Annotated in this window: 12 protein-coding genes; 8 read left to right on the top strand and 4 right to left on the bottom strand. The window is 69.3% G+C overall.

From position 1 onward, the window contains the following. The first annotated feature begins 127 nt into the window (after positions 1–127). From EER30_RS31520 to EER30_RS31510, 3 genes are all read left to right on the top strand, one after another. Positions 128–3,157, top strand: coding sequence for a discoidin domain-containing protein (locus EER30_RS31520; protein ID WP_127504292.1), 3,030 nt, complete (start codon positions 128–130; stop codon positions 3,155–3,157). A 135-nt stretch (positions 3,158–3,292) separates the two neighbouring features. Beyond that, positions 3,293–3,664, top strand: a complete 372-nt coding sequence (locus EER30_RS31515; RefSeq protein ID WP_127504291.1) for a VOC family protein — start codon at positions 3,293–3,295, stop codon at positions 3,662–3,664. Between the two features lie 377 nt (positions 3,665–4,041). Then, positions 4,042–4,611, top strand: a complete 570-nt coding sequence (locus EER30_RS31510) for a DUF305 domain-containing protein (RefSeq protein ID WP_127504290.1) — start codon at positions 4,042–4,044, stop codon at positions 4,609–4,611. 113 nt (positions 4,612–4,724) lie between these two features. Here EER30_RS31510 and EER30_RS31505 read toward each other — a convergent pair whose 3' ends face one another. After that, complete coding sequence (locus tag EER30_RS31505; RefSeq protein ID WP_240670417.1) at positions 4,725–6,122, bottom strand: DUF1996 domain-containing protein; 1,398 nt, start codon at positions 6,120–6,122, stop codon at positions 4,725–4,727. A gap of 156 nt (positions 6,123–6,278) precedes the next feature. On the opposite strand from EER30_RS31505, the gene EER30_RS31500 reads away from it, so the two are divergent. Further along, positions 6,279–7,313, top strand: coding sequence for a LacI family DNA-binding transcriptional regulator (locus EER30_RS31500; RefSeq protein WP_127504289.1), 1,035 nt, complete (start codon positions 6,279–6,281; stop codon positions 7,311–7,313). On the opposite strand, the gene EER30_RS31495 is transcribed toward EER30_RS31500, so the two are convergent. Continuing rightward, complete coding sequence (locus EER30_RS31495; RefSeq protein WP_127504288.1) at positions 7,310–8,323, bottom strand: TetR/AcrR family transcriptional regulator C-terminal domain-containing protein; 1,014 nt, start codon at positions 8,321–8,323, stop codon at positions 7,310–7,312. The two genes, EER30_RS31500 and EER30_RS31495, sit on opposite strands and share 4 nt — an antisense overlap. Positions 8,324–8,474: 151 nt before the next feature. Between EER30_RS31495 and EER30_RS31490 the strand changes: the two genes are divergently transcribed. The 3 genes from EER30_RS31490 to EER30_RS47410 all read left to right on the top strand — a co-directional run bounded on the left by EER30_RS31490 (position 8,475) and on the right by EER30_RS47410 (position 11,333). Further along, a complete protein-coding gene (locus EER30_RS31490; RefSeq protein ID WP_127504287.1) occupies positions 8,475–10,091 on the top strand; it encodes a carboxylesterase/lipase family protein in 1,617 nt (538 codons plus the stop codon). Between the two features lie 115 nt (positions 10,092–10,206). Continuing rightward, positions 10,207–11,169: an RNA polymerase subunit sigma-70 gene (locus EER30_RS31485; RefSeq protein ID WP_127504286.1), complete on the top strand. Its 963-nt coding sequence runs from the start codon at positions 10,207–10,209 to the stop codon at positions 11,167–11,169. Further along, complete coding sequence (locus EER30_RS47410) at positions 11,169–11,333, top strand: hypothetical protein (RefSeq protein ID WP_164842541.1); 165 nt, start codon at positions 11,169–11,171, stop codon at positions 11,331–11,333. Before EER30_RS31485 ends, EER30_RS47410 begins: the two co-directional genes overlap by 1 nt. Positions 11,334–11,427: 94 nt before the next feature. Here the strand turns inward: EER30_RS47410 and EER30_RS31480 are convergent, their stop codons facing one another. Next, a complete protein-coding gene (locus EER30_RS31480) occupies positions 11,428–12,528 on the bottom strand; it encodes a calcium:cation antiporter (RefSeq protein ID WP_205650513.1) in 1,101 nt (366 codons plus the stop codon). A gap of 96 nt (positions 12,529–12,624) precedes the next feature. Between EER30_RS31480 and EER30_RS31475 the strand changes: the two genes are divergently transcribed. After that, the gene (locus EER30_RS31475) at positions 12,625–13,626 is read left to right on the top strand and encodes a glutathione S-transferase family protein (protein ID WP_127504285.1); all 1,002 of its coding nucleotides are present in this window, start codon (positions 12,625–12,627) and stop codon (positions 13,624–13,626) included. Between the two features lie 3 nt (positions 13,627–13,629). Here EER30_RS31475 and EER30_RS31470 read toward each other — a convergent pair whose 3' ends face one another. Then, positions 13,630–14,277, bottom strand: a complete 648-nt coding sequence (locus EER30_RS31470; protein WP_127504284.1) for a Rossmann-fold NAD(P)-binding domain-containing protein — start codon at positions 14,275–14,277, stop codon at positions 13,630–13,632. Between the last annotated feature and the right edge of the window lie 48 nt (positions 14,278–14,325).

Raw genomic sequence — 14,325 nt, 5'->3', positions numbered from 1 at the left:
CACGGTATAGGAGCCATTGGCGCGCCGGAACCGTCCTCGGGTATTGACACGCGTGAAAGCCCGGCGTAACACTTCGGCCATTCGTGGAGAGCGCTTTCCCCGGCGCCCGACATCCCCAGGAGACCCCGTGAACACGGCTTGCTCCCCGCCCCATCCGTGGCGATGCTTCGTCCTCCCCCTCGTGCTCGGCCTCGCCGCCGCCTTCCTCACGCTGGCGGCGCCGCACCACGCCTACGCCGCCGATCCCCTTCTCTCCCAAGGCAAACCCACCACCGCGTCGTCGAACGAGACCCTCGACACGGTCGCCGCCAACGCGACCGACGGCAACGCGGGCACCCGGTGGTCGAGCCAGTTCTCCGACCCGCAGTGGCTGCGGGTCGATCTCGGCGCCACCGCGACGATCACCTCGGTCGTCCTGCAGTGGGAGGCCGCCTACGGCACGGCGTACCAGATCCAGACCTCGAACGACGGCAACGCCTGGACGACCATTCACTCGAAGACCAACGGGACCGGCGGCACCGAGACGCTCACGGTCAACGGCAGCGGGCGGTACGTCCGGCTCTACGGCACCGCGCGTAACGGCGGCTACGGCTACTCGCTGTGGGAGTTCAAGGTCTACGGCACGACCGGGCCGACCACCCCACCGCCGACCACCCCACCGCCGACCGATCCGCCGGGCAACTTCACGACCGTCTGGCAGGACACGTTCGACGGCGCGGCCGGCACCTCGCCGTCGTCGGCGAACTGGTTGCTGCGCACCGGCACCTCCTATCCCGGAGGTGCGGCCAACTGGGGCACCGGCGAGGTCGAGACCGCCACCGCGAGCACCGCGAACGTCTCGCTCGACGGGGCCGGGCGGCTGTCGATCAGGGCGATCCGCGACGGCGGCGGGAACTGGACGTCGGGCCGGCTCGAGACGCAGCGGACCGACTTCGAGCCGTTGCCGGGGCAGCAGACCAAGTTCACGGCCGTGCTCAAACAGCCCGACGTGGCGAACGCTCTCGGCTATTGGCCGGGTTTCCGGGCGACCGGAGCGGCGTACCGGGGCAACTACAACAACTGGCCGGGCATCGGCGAGACCGACATCATGACGAACGTCAACGGGCGCAGTCAGCTCGCCCAGACGCTGCACTGCGGCACCGCCCCGGACGGACCTTGCGCGGAGTACAACGGCCGCTCCTCCGGCTTCGCGACCTGCGCCGGCTGCCAGACCGGCTACCACGAGTACACACAGATCATCGACCGCACCAAGACCGACGAGGAGATCCGCTTCTACCTCGACGGCCGGCAGACCTGGGTCGTACGGCAGTCGCAGGTCGGCGTGACCGCCTGGCGGGCCGCTGTGCACCACGGGTTCTTCCTGCGGCTCGACCTGGCGATCGGCGGCTCGCTGCCGAACGCGCTCGCCGGCCGGACGACTCCGGTCGCCGACACGACGTCGGGCGGGGTGCTCAGCGTCGACTCGGTGAGCGTGGCCCGCACGGCGACCGGCACTGTGCCGCCCGCCATGACCGACCCGGCCGTGCCTTCCGGGCCGACCGTCGCGCGGGTCACCGGCAGCCAGGGCAACTGGCAGCTCCAGGTCAACGGCGCGCCCTACCAGGTCAAAGGGCTGACCTACGGACCCCCGCAGGCGGCCGCCGACGGATACATGCGGGACCTGCGCAACATGGGCGTCAACACGATCCGTACGTGGGGGGTCGACGACGCCAACACGCCGACGCTGCTCGACCGGGCCGCGCGTCAGGGCATCAAGGTGATCGTCGGGCACTGGCTCAACCAGGGAGCCGACTACGTCAACGACACCGCGTACATGAACTCGGTCAAGGCCGAGATCGTCACCCGGGTCAACACGTTGAAGAACCACCCGGGCGTGCTGATGTGGGACGTCGGCAACGAGGTCATCCTGACGATGCAGGACCACGGGCTCTCCGCGGCCGAGGTCGAGGCACGGCGCGTCGGTTACGCGAAGTTCGTGAACCAGGTCGCGCAGGCGATCCACGCCGCCGACCCGAACCACCCGGTGACGTCGACCGATGCGTACACCGGGGCCTGGCCCTATTACAAGCAGCACGCGCCCGACCTCGATCTGCTCGCGGTCAACTCGTACGGCGCGATCGGCAACATCTATCCCGACTGGGTGGCCGGCGGCTACACGAAGCCGTACGTCATCACCGAGGCCGGGCCGGCGGGCGAGTGGGAGGTGCCCAACGACGTGAACGGGGTGCCGACCGAACCGACCGACCTGCAGAAACGGGACCAGTACGCGAGCAGCTGGAACGCGATCAACGCGAACCCGCGGGTGGCGCTCGGGGCGACCGAGTTCCATTACGGGCTCGAGAACGACTTCGGCGGGGTGTGGCTCAACACGTTCACGGGCGGGTGGCGCCGGCACGGCTACTACTCGTTGAGCCGTGCCTGGACCGGGCAGGCGCCGGTGAACACGCCGCCGGAGATCACCGCGATGAGCGTCTCGAACCAGACCGCCGTACCCGCTGGGGGTTCTCTGACGGTGGGGGTGACGGCGTCGGACCCGCAGGGCGATCTGATCCGTTACAACCTGATGTACTCCGACAAGTACGCGGGTGGCGGCACCGGGCTGACGAACGTGACCTTCACCGACAACGGGAACGGGACGTTCACGGCCAAGGCGCCCGAGCGGCTCGGGGTGTGGAAGGTCTATGTGTACGCCTTCGACGGGCACGGCAACGTGGGGATCGAGCAGAAGTCGATCAGGGTGGTCGCGCCGCCCGAGACCGGCACGAACCTCACGCGCGGCCGGACGACGACGGCGTCCTCCTATCAGCCGACCGGCACCAACGGGCCACAGCTTCCCTCGTACGCCACCGACGGTGATTACGGCACACGCTGGGCCAGCGAATGGACCGGGTCGGCGTGGCTGCAGGTCGATCTGGGCTCGGTGCAGTCGTTCAACCACGTGCGGCTGGCCTGGGAGGCGGCTTATGCGACCGGCTATCAGATCCAGACCTCGAACGACGGCTCCAACTGGACGACGATCCATTCGACGAGCGCCGGTGACGGCGGCTTCGACGAGGTGAGTGTCTCGGGTTCGGGCCGATACGTCCGCATGAACGGCGTCGCGCGCGCCACGGGCTACGGATATTCGCTGTGGGAGTTCGGCGTCTATCGACGCTGAGATGCGGGTGGGGCGTCGCGGCATCTCGCTGCGGCGCCCCCACCAGCCCCTCCGAAGGTCGCTGCCGAACCCATACCTTCGACCCTTCTGCCACCCCGGCCGGAGCCATAAGGTCGCAGGTGAGGAGGTAGCGACATGGACAAAGTGATTCACTTCGAGGTGCCGTTCGAGGACGGTGAGCGTGCCACGACGTTCTACGCCGAGGCGTTCGGCTGGCAGCTCAACGCGATGGCCAACTACCAATACACGCTTGTCACCACGACACCCAGCGACGAGCAGGGCCGGCCCACCGAGACCGGCATCAACGGCGGCATGCTGGCCCGGCAGGGCCCGATCACCGCGCCCGTCATCACCGTCGGGGTCGAGAGCATCGACGACAGCCTGGCCAAGATCGAGAAGCTGGGCGGCAAGGTGGCCATCGGCCGGTCCCCGGTGGGCACGATGGGATTCAGCGCCTACTTCCACGACACAGAGGGCAACCTGATCGGCCTCTGGGAGAACGCCTGATCGGCCATCGGCAGGTCGCGAACCGAACGCCGGGCAGATCCTGAGGGCCCGCCCGCAGACGCTGCCGGCCAGAAACGGCGTCAGCGGTATCCAGGTCGCACGATCGCGAATCCTGACCAGCACGTTCGCGAACACGAATCGGCGACCGAGACCGGGCGGCGGGTCGCCGTCGATCACGGGAGCTCGTGTGCTTGTCGGAGCTTGGCGTCGGCACCGATACGGCCGCTTGCTATTGCCGAGGGTGACGGCTGCCGGACGCGTGAATAACAACATTGCGAACGTTATTTTTGAGGCGTCGCCCACTGTTGTGGCTTCGTTGTCGTTCGTCAATATCGAATCATTGACAGGGGTGGCCGGAAAAGACCAGAATCGCAAATGTGAAAGCTGTTCCCCGTCTGTTGCTCGTCGGCGTGCTCGGTCTGTCGGGCTGCGCCGCGACGGGGAACACCCCCGCGACCACGCCGTCCGCCAACGCCCCGGCGCAGCAGGGCGTGGTGGCCGGGTTCGGGGGCACCGACCTGGCGTGGATCGAGATCAACATCGCGATGGACGAGCAGTTGATGCCGCTGCTCGAGCTGGCGCCCAAGCGTACTGCCGATGCCGCCACGCTGGCTCTTGCCGCGCAGGTCAAGGCGTTCACCGAGGCCGAGCTGGGTGTCTTGCGCCAGTTGCACGCCCGCGCGGGGCTGCCCGACGAGAACCCGCACGAGGGCATGCCGATGCCGGGCATGGTCACCCCCGCGCAGGTCACCGAGGCTTCGCAGCTCGCGGGCGCGGCGTTCAACCAGACGGTGGCCAAGCTCGTCCGGGCCCATCTGGAACAGGGTGAGAACCTTGCCCGCAGCGAGGACAAATCCGGGGTCGAGCCTGGGACCCGCGCTCTCGCTTTGCAAATTCTGCGCACCCGCGCGGTGGCACTGTCCACAATCCCCAGCGACGCTCCGTGAATGACACCTCCGCAAAGCCCTTGAAGGCAACGCGAACAGCGCACGGATAAATCGCGGATAGGAAGACGAGAGCGGGCGACGCCTTGAAGGCGCCGCCCGCATCGGTCTGAGCGCTACGGGCGTTCGTAGTTCTCGTTCAGGGCTGCGCCCCGGTTGGGCTTGTAGAGGTCGAAGCCTCGCGGGTCGCACTGCAGGCCGCCGTTGATGCAGTGGGTGGTCAGGGCGGCCAGCGTCGGCGGGTCGAAGGCGTTGAAGACGTCGTAGTGGAAGGAGAAGCCCCGGCCGCTGGAGAAGCGGACGTTGGCCATGTTCCCGCTGACCGGCCAGGCCATCTTGAACTCGATCATCGGGACGGCCACCGGGTGGGAGGTCGGGCAGACGCCGAGGACCGGGTAGGCCATGTGGCTCTTGTGGTCGGGGGTGTCCAGGTGCAGGCCGTTCCAGCAGCTCGGGGCCTGGAATCGGACGTTGAGCTGGGTGCCCGCCACGCAGTTGGCCGGAATGTCCCAGTTGAAGGACAGGTCACCGCATTCGAAGCCCTCGACGGCGCCCGGGTGGTTGCGGAACTCGTCGAGCGTGGACGTCGGGCTGCCGACCAGGTAGCGCAGGCCCAGGGGGAACGGGCGCACGCTGCGGTAGTCGATGACGCCGGTCTTGTAGTAGATGACCTGCTGGCCCTCGGGCTGCACCGCGGTCGTGCCGTTCAGCAGCGTCGGCATCCAGTAGCCGGTCTTGTCACCGGGCGTGATGCAAGACGTGTTGCCGCCGCGCAGGCTCGCGAGCGTCGTGCCGGCGTACGTCGTGGTGTTGCCCATGAACGTGTGTGAATGAGACACGCCGGGCAGGCCGGGGAAGACGATCGGGTCGTCGTTGAGGTTGCTGCGGCTCACCGAGCAGTTCATCTGGAACTCGTGGTGGGTCGTCGGCGGGTTGGTGGCCGGCGGCACGGCCGTCGACGGAACGACGCCGGTCACGGGCGGGTCGGCCATGATGTAGCCGGGCCCGCTGGTCGGTGGCGCGCTGGTCAGCGTTCCGTACACCTGGAACTCGTACAGCGAGTAGCCGTAACCGGTGCCGCGCTGCGTTCCGTACATGCGCACGTAACGGCCGGAGCCGGTCACCGGCACCGTCTGGGTGCCGCCGGTGGCCGTGGTCGTGCTGTAGACGGTCGTCCAGTTGTTGCCGTCGGCCGAGGTCTGCAACTGGAAGGCCCGGGCGTACGCGGCCTCCCACGTGAGCTTGACCGAGGTGATCGTGGCGGTGCCGCCGAGGTCGACGCGCAGCCACTGCGGATCGCTCCACACGCTGCCCCAGCGGGTGGCGGGATTGCCGTCGACAGCACCGGCGGCCGGGGCGCCGCCGTTCTCGGTCGAGGAGGCGAGGGCGGGCTTGTTCTGCGAGAGCAGGGTGTCGGCCGCCTGCGCGGCGCGGACACCGGTGAGGACGGCGGTGGCGGTGAGGGCCGCGACCGCGCCCAGGACAAGGATGCGTCTTGGTCGGTGGGGATCCACGAGGTCTCCTTCGGGGTTGGAGAGCGCTTTCCGAGTGTTACGCCACGATGTCAAGGACGTCAATACATACGCGGGTTTCCGCTGGTTCCGGAACCTGGCGAGGGCTCCGGAAGGCGTACGCGGAAAGCGCTCTCCCACTGTGCTATAAAGGCGTCTATGCGAACCGAGCGGCTCCCGACCCTCGAGGACGTCGCCCGGGTCGCCGGCGTGTCCCGAGCCACCGTCTCCCGGGTCATCAACGGGATCCGCAACGTCGACCCCCAGCTCCACGAGGTCGTCTGGGACGCCGTGGGCCGCACCGGATACGTGCCCAACCGGCTGGCCCGCTCGCTGGTCACCCGCCGCACGGGCACGGTCGCGCTGGTCGTCTCCGACTCCGAGTCGCACGACGACGACCCGTTCATGGGCCGGTTCTTCGCCGATCCCTACTTCGGACGCGTCGTCGGCGGCCTCATGAGCGTGCTGCGCGCCCAGGGCATCCAGCTCGCCCTGCAGATCGTCGGCTCCGACGACGTACGCAAGCGTCTCGTCGGCGACCTGCGCAACGGCCAGGCCGACGGGGCCATCGTGCTGAGCCTGCCGCCGGTCGACCCGCTGCCGCGCATGCTCACCGAGGGCGGCGTGCCCGCGGTGCTGATCGGGCGCCCGGCCGAGCCGGTCCCGATCGACTACGTCGACCTGGCCAACGACACCGGCGCCGCGCTGGCCGCCCAGCACCTGCTGTCCCGCGGGCGCCAGCGCATCGGCATGATCTCAGGGCCGGCCGACGTCCCGGCGAGCAGCGATCGCATCGCCGGCTTCCGCCGCGAGCTGGCCCGCCACGGGCACGGCTGGGTCCCCACCGAGACCGGCAACTTCACCCGCGACAGCGGCGAGACGGCCATGCGCGCGCTGCTGGCCGCGGTTCCCGACCTCGACGGCGTCTTCGTGGCCAACGACCTGATGGCCCTGGGCGCCCTGGCCGCCCTGCGCGAATCCGCTCGTCAGGTGCCGTCCGACGTCGCGGTGGTCGGCTTCGACGACAGCAGTGCCGCAGTCGCCGCCTCCCCCGCTCTGACCACGATCCGCCACCCGCTCGAGGACATGGCCGCCGAGGCCGCCCGCCTGCTGCTGGCCCGCATCGAAGACCCGGCCATGCGCGTCTCGTCGGTGATCTACGAGCCGGCCCTGGTCGAGCGGGACTCGGCCTAGGAAAATCGTGACTCGTCCGGACCCGGTGTCCCGCGGCCCGGCTGCCGTACAGGTGAGTGGTCGCAGAGCGGTGTGATGCCGTCGAGCATGCGTTGCAGGCCGAACTCGAAGAGCGAGTCGAGAGTGACCACCACGTCGGCGCGGGTGGATATGCGGGTCAGGATCGGGAAGGAGCCCGAACCCAGCGCTGCGGCCAGGGTGTCGCTCTGCGCGCGGAGCCACTCGTCATCGGTCAGGCCGGTGTCCTGTTCGGCTTCGGCCTCCCGTTCCAGGTTGACCGCGGTGCCCCGCACGAAGTTGGCGACCGTGGCCGCGACGTGGATCAGCGTCGTCGGGTCCAGCCCTTGACCGGCCACCGCGCGCATCGTCCATTCGGTATGCGCCATGGCGTTGCGGGTGAGCAACGGTCTGGTGAAGGACACGACGTGCGCGAGCCAGGGGTGCCGCCGGTACATCGCCCATTGGGCACGGCAGAGCGACTCCAGTGAGCCGCGCCAGCCGGCGTCCGGCCGAGCCGGCGGCCGGTGTTCGGCGAAGGCCGCGTCCGCCATCAGCGTGACGAGATGGTCCTTGCCGCGGACGTGCCGGTACAGCGCCATGGTGGCCACGTCGAGGTCGGTGGCGACGCGGCGCATGGTGGTGGCGGCCAAACCCTCGGCGTCGGCGATCGCGATGGCGGTCCGCACGATGCGGTCCACGAAGTCCTCGGCGTCGCTGCGGCCGGGCCGCCGCCGATCCACGGCCGGGTTCCGCGCGGGCGGCCCGATGCCGTCGGCCCTGCGTCCGCGTCCCGCCACGATGGTGCCGACACCGTTGACAGTCTCGGTGAGCCCCTGCTGACGGAGGGCGGCCAGGGCCTTGCTGGCCGTGGCCATCGCGACGCCCCATTCGCGGACGATCTGCCGGGTGGACGGGACACGGTCGCCTGGTTTGAGGACGCCGGTGGCGATCCGTTCGCGCAGCGCGGCAGTGATTCGCGCGGACGCCGGTGCGGTTTCCTTGTCGGCCATGCCGTCTCCTCCCCCGAACTAGTGCACCGCGGCGCGACCTCGGGAAGAACCGGTGAGTGCACTAGTGCCGTATTGGGTCGCCGCTCGTGGACGTGCGCATGCTCGGCGAGTAGATCGCGTACCGCGTTCACACTAACGTCGGGAGAGTCCAATGAGTACACCCAGGAAGCGATGGCTGACGGTCGGTGCGGTCGTGTGTGCCGCGGTGCTGGTTCCGGTCGGCGCCATTGCGGCCGGCACGACCCCGCCCGATCAAGGGCCGGCTGTCGTCCGCACCGTCGAGGGGGCGGTGCGGGGCACGGTCACCGCCGGCCATCGCTCGTTCGAAGGCATCCCGTACGCGGCTGCGCCGGTGGGCGAGTTGCGCTGGCGTTCACCTCGACCGGCGGCGGCGTGGCCTGGTGTCCGGGATGCGACCGAGCCGGCGTCCGGGTGCGCCCAACCGGCGGGCCTGCCGATGGACCGGCCAAGCGTCGCCGAGGACTGCCTGTACCTGAACGTCACGACTCCATCGGCCCGGCCGCGCGGGAAGTTGCTGCCGGTGATGGTGTGGCTGCATGGTGGGCACTTCTTTCTCGGCCAGGGTGACACCTGGGGAGGGCAGACCATGTCGGTCGAGGGCGACACGGTCGTGGTGACAGTCAACTACCGGTTGGGCCCGGTCGGCTTCCTGACCCATCCGGCAGTGGGCGGTTCCGGCAATTTCGGGTTGGAGGACCAGCAGGCCGCCCTGCGCTGGGTGCACACCAACGTGGCCGCCTTCGGCGGCGACCCGCGCAACGTGACACTTGCCGGTCAGTCGGCCGGCGCCACCAGCGTCTGCGGTCACTTGGCCGCACCCAGCTCGGCGGGTTTGTTCCACCGCGCGATCCTGCAGAGCAACTCGTGCAGTGCGCCACTGCGGACCCGCGAGGAAGCCACAGCCGGCGCGAACGCCCTCATCGCAGGCGTCGGCTGCGATGACGATCCCGCGGGCGTGCCCGCCTGCCTGCGACGCCGATCGGCCCAGGAGTTGATCAAGGCCGCCGGATACCCCGGCCAGTCCGAGTGGGAGGCGGGCCCGGTCGCGGGCGGGTCAGTGCTTCCGGCCGATCCGGCCGCGGCGGTCGCCGCGGGCCGGTTCCATCGGGTACCGGTGCTCATCGGCGTCACCAGGGACGAATACCGGGCGCAAGTATGGGGCATGGAGCGCACCGACATGCTTTGTGTGCCGAAGCAGCCGAAGCCGTGCGGGCTCACCGTCAAGCAGTACCGGCAACAGATCAACGCCGCTTTCGGGCCACGAGCGCCGCGGGTGCTCGACCGTTATCCGCCCGCGGCGTATGGCACGCCGTCCGAGGCGCTGTCGGCGGCCATGACGGACTTCGAGTACGCGCTTCCGATGCTGGAAACCGCAGCGGCGTTCAGCCGGTACGTGCCGACGTACGTGTACGAGTTCGCCGACCGGAGCGCCCCGTTCTTCACGGAAGCGGCACCGGTCACGTTCCCCACCGGCGCCTACCACACGGCTGAACTGCCCTATCTGTTCACCGTCGATTACGCACATCCGCTCTCGGCCGAGCAGGAACGGCTGTCTGACGCGATGGTCGGCTATTGGAGCACCTTCGCCCGCGGGGGAAGTCCGGACGGCGCCGGGTGGCCGTCGTGGCCGCGGTTCGGCGTTCGGACCTATCACATCCAGCGGCTCGCCACCGGCGACGGCGGTATCGTCCGCACCGACTTCGAACGGGACCACCACGTCGGATTCTGGCGTTCGTTCACCGGCTGAGTGGCGTGCCGGCCGGGGTGCCGGGGCCTGACCCGCTCGGTCGAAGTGATGAGTTCCCGCGCCGGCCCCCGTCTTACCTACGACGGGACACACCGCGAGGCGTAAGGATGACGTTATGAGCGTGGAAACGGTCGACGAGCCGGCGTTCTCGGGGCTGGCCGAGCGGCACCGGCGGGAGCTGCACGTGCACTGCTACCGGATGCTCGGCTCGTTCGAGGACGCCGAGGACACCGTGCAGGAGACGTTCCTGCGGGCCTGGCGGAGGCGGGAGACGTTCCAGGGACGCTCGACGTTCCGGGCCTGGCTCTACCGGATCGCCACCAACGCGTGCCTGGACCGGCTGGCCAAGGACCGTCCGGATCCGGCCACCGGCGGCGAGGTGCTCTGGCTGCAGCCCTACCCCGACCGGCTGCTCGACGAACTGGCGGCCGGCGGCGCGGACGAGCCGGAAGCCCTCGCCGTGGCGCGCGAGACGATCGAACTGGCGTACCTGGTCGCGGTGCAGCACCTCGCGCCGCGGCCGCGGGCCGTGCTGATCCTGCGGGACGTGCTCGGCTGGCCGGCGAAGGACGTCGCGGAGTTGCTCGGCGACTCGGTGAACTCCGTGAACAGCGCGCTGCAGCGGGCCCGGGCCGGCCTGCGGGAACACCTGCCGTCCGAACGGCAGGACTGGACCGGGGGCGAGGAGGACGCCGGGACGCGCGACCTCGTACGCCGTTACACCGACGCCAGCGTGGCCACGAACATCCCGGCGCTCGCGGCGATGGTGCGCGACGACGTCCGCAGTTCGATGCCGCCCACGCCGGGCCTCTACGTCGGCCGCGACGCGGTGGTGAAGTACTGGGTCGAGAGCGGCTTCGAGGGCATGACGGGCCTGCGCGCCGTCCCCACCTCGGCGAACCGGCAGCCCGCCATCGCCTACTACCACTGGCGCAATCGGGAGAACGCGTACCTGCCGCTGACGATCGACGTCCTTCGCGTCGCCGGCGGGGCGATCACCGAGATCACCACCTTCCACGCCGACCGTTTCCCGGCGTTCGGGCTGCCCGAGCGCCTGCCGGCGGACGGTACGGAGTGATGACCACAACCGTACGGACGACTCGCGCTCGCCGATTCGCGGTCACGGGAGCCGCCGCCACCCTCGCCGCCGCCCTGGCCACGACCCTGGCCGCGCTGCACCTCGTAGCAGCGGCGGTGATGATCCCGGCCTTGGCGCGAAGCCTCCGTACCCGTACCGACTGACTGCCGAGGCTGAGATCAGCCCTGACCCGAGCAAAACGCGCGGGGAGGAGTCTATTTCCTGGTTTCGAGTCAGGCACTGCGACGAGTCAACCGCCTATGGGCTGGCGGCCAGGAAGAGGAAGGCCGCGAAAAGCGCAATGTGGACGCCGCCCTGCAGCACGTTCGCGCGGCCGGGGACGATGGTCAGGGTGCCGACCGCGACGGTCAGGGCCAACAGGACCATCTGGGTGCCGCCCAGGCCGAGCAGGAGCGGGCCGTCCAGCCAGATCATGGCGATCGCGATGGCCGGGATGGTCAGGCCGATGCTGGCCATGGCCGAGCCGACCGCGAGGTTGAGGCTGGTCTGCACGCGGTCGCGGGCGGCCGACCGGACGGCGGCGATCGTCTCGGGGAGCAGGACCAGCAGGGCGATCACCACGCCGACGACCGCCTGGGGGAGGCCGATCGAGTCGACGCTCCGCTCGATCGACGGGGAGACACCCTTGGCCAGACCCACGACCGCGATCAGGGCGACCATCAGCACGCCGACGCTGGCCAGGGCGGTGCGGCCGCTTGCCGGGTCGGCGTGTTCCTCGGCCTCGATCACTTTGCCGCTGGTCGTGGTGGGCAGGAAGTATTCGCGGTGGCGACTGGTCTGCACCATGACGAAGAGGGCATAAAGGGCGAGCGAGGCAACGGCGGCGAAGGTGAGCTGGGCCGGGGAGAACTGCGGGCCCGGGCGGCTGGTGGTGAAGCTGGGCAGCACGAGGCTCAGAGTGGCCAGCGTGGCGACGGTCGCGAAGGCTCCGCCGGTGCCCTCGGCGTTGAAGACCGCGACGTGCCGCCGCAGGGCGCCGACCAGGATGGACAGGCCGAGCAGCCCGTTCAGGGTGATCATGACGGCGGCGAAGACGGTGTCCCGGGCCAGGGCCTGGGTCTTCTCGCCGCCGCTGATCATCAGGGTGACGATCAGGGCGACCTCGATGATCGTGACGGCGATGGCCAGGACCAGGGATCCGAACGGTTCACCGACCCGGTGCGCGACGACCTCGGCGTGGTGGACGGCGGCCAGCACGGCCCCGCCGAGCAGGCAAGCAGCCACCACGACCAGCACCACGGGCAGGTCGCGGCCCCAGGTGAGCGCGAGCACCACGATCGCGATGATCGGCACGAAGACCGTCCATTGCGTCAGATAGCTCCGGATCACCACGGGCATCACGCAACTCTGTCAGATCCGCCCCGCGTCTGTGACAGTTGTGGCGAAGTCGCATCCGGTGGGCGAGGGCCGCTCGCGCGCCGCAGGATAGGAGGCATGGCGTACGTGAACCCGACCGGAGAATTCACCCGGGACCAGCGATACATCGCGACCCGGATCACCGCGGACGGCCGGGACGGCTACCCGGTCGAGCCGGGGCGTTATCGGCTCGCGGTGGCTCGCGCTTGCCCGTGGGCAAACCGGGCCATCATCGTACGGCGTCTGCTCGGTCTCGAAGATGCGTTGTCGATGGGCGTAGCGGGGCCCACCCATGACGTACGCAGCTGGACTTTTGATCTTGACCCGGGCGGGCGCGATCCGGTGCTCGGCATCGAGCGGCTGCAGGAGGCGTACTTCAAGCGGTTCCCGGGTTACGACAAGGGCATCACCGTGCCGGCGATAGTCGACATCCCGACCGGTCAGGTGGTGACCAACGACTTCGCGCAGATCACGATCGACCTGTCGCTGGAGTGGACGGCCTATCACCGCGAAGGGGCGCCGAAGCTGTACCCGGAGGAGCTGCGCGACCAGATCGACAAGGTCAACAAGTTCGTCTTCTCGGACGTGAACAACGGCGTCTACCGGGCCGGGTTCGCCGGCACGCAGGAGTCGTACGAGAAGGCGTACGAGCGGCTCTTCTCTCGCCTTGACCAGCTCTCGGACCTGCTGGCCGGGCAGCGCTATCTCGTCGGGGACACGATCACCGAGGCTGACGTGCGGCTGTTCACGACCCTGGCGCGGTTCGACGCGGCCTATCACGGGCATTTCAAGTGCAATCGCAGCAAACTGACCGAGATGCCGGTGCTGTGGGCCTATGCGCGCGACCTCTTCCAGACCCCGGGTTTCGGCGACACGATCGACTTCGTGGACATCAAGAAGCACTACTACATCGTCCACAAAGACATCAATCCCACCGGAATCGTGCCGCTCGGGCCTGACACGGCCGGCTGGCTGACCGAGCACGGCCGCGAGAAGCTGGGCGGGCGGCCCTTCGGCGACGGCACTCCGCCGCCGCCCCCGAAGCCGGCCGAGCGGGTGCCCGAGGGCCACGGCGCCTGACGCTCAGGGGCGGAAGTCGGCGTTCTCGACGATGTGGTTCGGGAAGCCGACCCGGGCCGCGCGCAGCATCGCCTGGCCCAGCTTGTCGCTGGTGGTGACGTATTTCGGGGCCACCCGCTCGAGCAGCGGGACCAGGGGTGCCGCGGCGGTGTAGAGGGCGTTGTACCAGCCGGTCTTGGAGCGTACGCCGTGGGTCGGCTGAATCATGCCGGGGCGGAAGGCGTAGGCGTTGGGCAGCAAAGCGAGGATGTCACGTTCGGCGCGACCCTTGACCCGGGCCCACATCTGACGACCCCGCGGATTCGTTCCGGCCCCCGAGACGTACACGAAGGTCGTCAGGGGGTTGAGCTCGGCGAACACACGCGCGGCGGCCATCGGGTAGTCATAGGAGACCCTGGTGTACGCCGCCTCGTCGAGCCCGACCGACGACACTCCGAGACAGTAGAAGCACGTGTCGTAACCGCGCAGCTCGTCCTGGATGGGAGCGAGGTCGGTGAAATCGTCGAGCTTGACCTCGCGCAGGCGCGGATGGGAGACGCCGGTCGGCGTGCGGATCACCGCCAGAACCGATTCGACGTCGGGTGCGAGCAGGCTCGCCCGCAGCGCGCCCTGGCCGACCATCCCGGTCGCCCCGAAGATCACGACCTTCATAAATCCCCCTCGGTGAGCTCCCTCGATCATTCCACCGCCGCCGGCGAA

It is taken from the genome of Actinoplanes solisilvae, assembly GCF_003999975.1.
In the GTDB taxonomy this organism is placed as follows: Bacteria; Actinomycetota; Actinomycetes; order Mycobacteriales; family Micromonosporaceae; genus Actinoplanes; species Actinoplanes solisilvae.
Note: the sequence above shows the minus strand (reverse complement) of the source record. Positions and strands in the feature narration are given on the sequence as shown.